3 protein-coding genes are annotated in these 2422 nt (G+C 66.0%); all 3 read right to left on the reverse strand.

Annotation, left to right across the window (positions count from 1 at the left end; all coding sequences use genetic code 11):
- Window positions 1–97, reverse strand: a 97-nt coding sequence (locus tag ELR45_RS42445; RefSeq protein ID WP_420813801.1) for a DoxX family membrane protein, incomplete at its 3' end; no start/stop codon positions are given.
- A 232-nt stretch (window positions 98–329) separates the two neighbouring features.
- Window positions 330–1301: a DUF559 domain-containing protein gene (locus tag ELR45_RS03005; protein ID WP_165367422.1), complete on the reverse strand. Its 972-nt coding sequence runs from the start codon at window positions 1299–1301 to the stop codon at window positions 330–332.
- Between the two features lie 565 nt (window positions 1302–1866).
- Window positions 1867–2422 (reverse strand): cell division protein FtsQ/DivIB (locus tag ELR45_RS03010; RefSeq protein ID WP_205855753.1); only part of this gene is annotated, 556 nt, incomplete at its 5' end.

Here is a 2422-nt window from a genome sequence, read left to right on the forward strand (position 1 = left end):
CGGACAGTTTCTGCCAGCCATGCGCGATGAACACGGCACCGATGCCCACCCGCGCAAGCAACAGCACCGCGTCTCGGATTATCGGAGAACGGAACACGAACACTCCTTACTTGAAGCTTCAACTAGTACTTGATCTAGCGTAGTTGACCTGTCACATAACGCAAATCCGCAGCTCTAGCGCGACAACTCCCTACGGACGCGATCACGCGTCATGGTCCATGACCTAACGAGGGCAATCCGCAACGTCGTCACATCACACCGCTGACATCGCCGATCAACCCGGCCGCGCACATCGCCCCACCGGCACAGCCGATCCACACCGTCGCGTATCACGCCGCTGACGTGCCTGATCCCACCAACTCGTCGTACACGGCGCGAAGGTGACGGATGGTGGTCCTCGGGTGCCGGCGTATGTCATCGGTGGTGAAGCGCTCGATCCGCCAGCCACGGCGCACGAGAGTCCGATCTCGCTGGCGGTCGTAGGAGCGCGCATCGTGCGAGGAGTGAAACCTCGCTCCGTCGATCTCGACGCCGACCTGCAGTTGCTCGTCCGCGAAGTCGATCCGCGCAAGCAGGATTCCCGATTCCCAGACCTCGACCTGGCGTTCGAACCCGAATCCCGCGTCCCGGAAGAGCTCATCGGCTTCATGCTCAAGGCCCGACTCGAACGCGGGGTCGAACTCCTCTACGGCCCGATGCAACAGCGCCAAGCCGGCTCGGCCACCGAAGTCCTCCGCGGCCGCCAACACCTCGTCGAGTGTCACGCTTTCACGGCCGAACACGTCGTACAGGACACGCGAGAACTGCGGCGCCGGCAGCACGCCGGCAAGGTCGACGATGGTGCGAGGCGCGTTGAGGACCGGCTGCTCGTGGACGACGTCGGTAAACCCGTCGATGCGGCGGGAGCGCACGATGACCAATCCCGGGCGGCGAGGACGCTGAAGGCGCGCCGGTACCGTGAGCCACGTACGATCCGACGGGACGAGCGGATCGATCCCATGCAGCCGCGCCGCCGACGCATGGCTGAACCACGCCTCCTCACCGGCATAGAGCCGGCCAGCCACGGAAGCCGCGGCCCGTGTCTGCGGCGCACCACCGATCCGATATACCTTCGGATGTACGACCGACCAGCTTCCCCTGGCCAGGCGCGTCGTGATCTGATGTCGGGTGAGCCCGCATTCCAGCGCCTGATTTCGCGTGACGTTCCCGAACTGCGTCCTGGCAAGGTCCATCACAGCGTGGTCGGGCGTCGCGGCCCGAGAGTCCGAGCCGCCGCGCTCATATTCAGAAGATTCGGCCATGGCCCAATCTCGCCATGCATCCAACCCGCACCGCCAGGCCCAACCCCGATCTGTGGACAACTCCCCCATCCAACGCCGTTCTCCACAGCCCTTCCATCACACGACAAACCGCACAGTCTGTTCTCTGCTCCCTAGCCGCCCAGAGACCCCACGACGGACCACACGGTCTTCTCCGCCCGCTACCTTTGCCCCACGACAGACCACACGGTTCCCTCCGCACGCCGCATCTGCCCCACGACAGACTGCACAGTCTGTTCCCGGCCGGTCGTTTTGACCACGACACCGTGCACGACAGGATCGTGGGCATAGCCGTGCGAATCTCGACCGATTCAGCGGCCGTCGTGGAAGCAGCCGTGTGAATGGGTGCCGCCCCAAAGCCGATTTGGCCTATGGTGCTGATCGTCGTGGGAATTCTGACCGCTGCCATCGGCTCACAGCCCCACGACGCGGCTCACGACGCCGCATACCGGATGGAATTCGCACGGCTACCCACACGGTGCCGTTTCACGAGGCGGATCCGTGGAAGTGCGAGCGTCGGTGTATCGGTCCCCCAACGCCTCAACCGTCAGGGGACGACGGCGGGGTGATCTGGAGCCGACACGTCGTATGTCTCGGGCGGATCGGCGTCGTCCTCTTGCCGCTGCTCCATCAGCGCCAGCAGCACGCGTGCCTTGTCCTCGCCACGCTCCGCGGTCCCCCAGCGTACGGTCACACCGTCGGACAGGGTCAGCCGGACGTCGGCGGCCGACTCCACCTCGACGCTGTCCACGAGTTCCTCGATCGAGGACGGCAGCCCGGTCAGCACGGCCACACCGGTGGCCCGCGCCAGTTCGGCGGACTCCTCCGTCGGCGCATCCAGCTCCGGCACGCCGTCCGCCGGGGCGTCGGCCCGGTCGAACAGCACGCCGGAGGAGTCCACGCTCCACCAGGTGCCGCCGTCACGGATGACTGCCAGCGCCTCGCGCGGCTGTACATCGATGGTCAGCGTCTGCGGCCACGAGCGGCGGATCTCCACGTCGCCCACGTCGGGCAGCGCACGGACCCGGTCCGCGACCTCGTCCGTGTCCACCTGGATCAACGGAACACCGATCGGCACCTCGGCCGTCTCCACAACCTCGTCG

Source organism: Phytoactinopolyspora endophytica (assembly GCF_004138495.1).
In the GTDB taxonomy this organism is placed as follows: Bacteria; Actinomycetota; Actinomycetes; order Jiangellales; family Jiangellaceae; genus Phytoactinopolyspora; species Phytoactinopolyspora endophytica.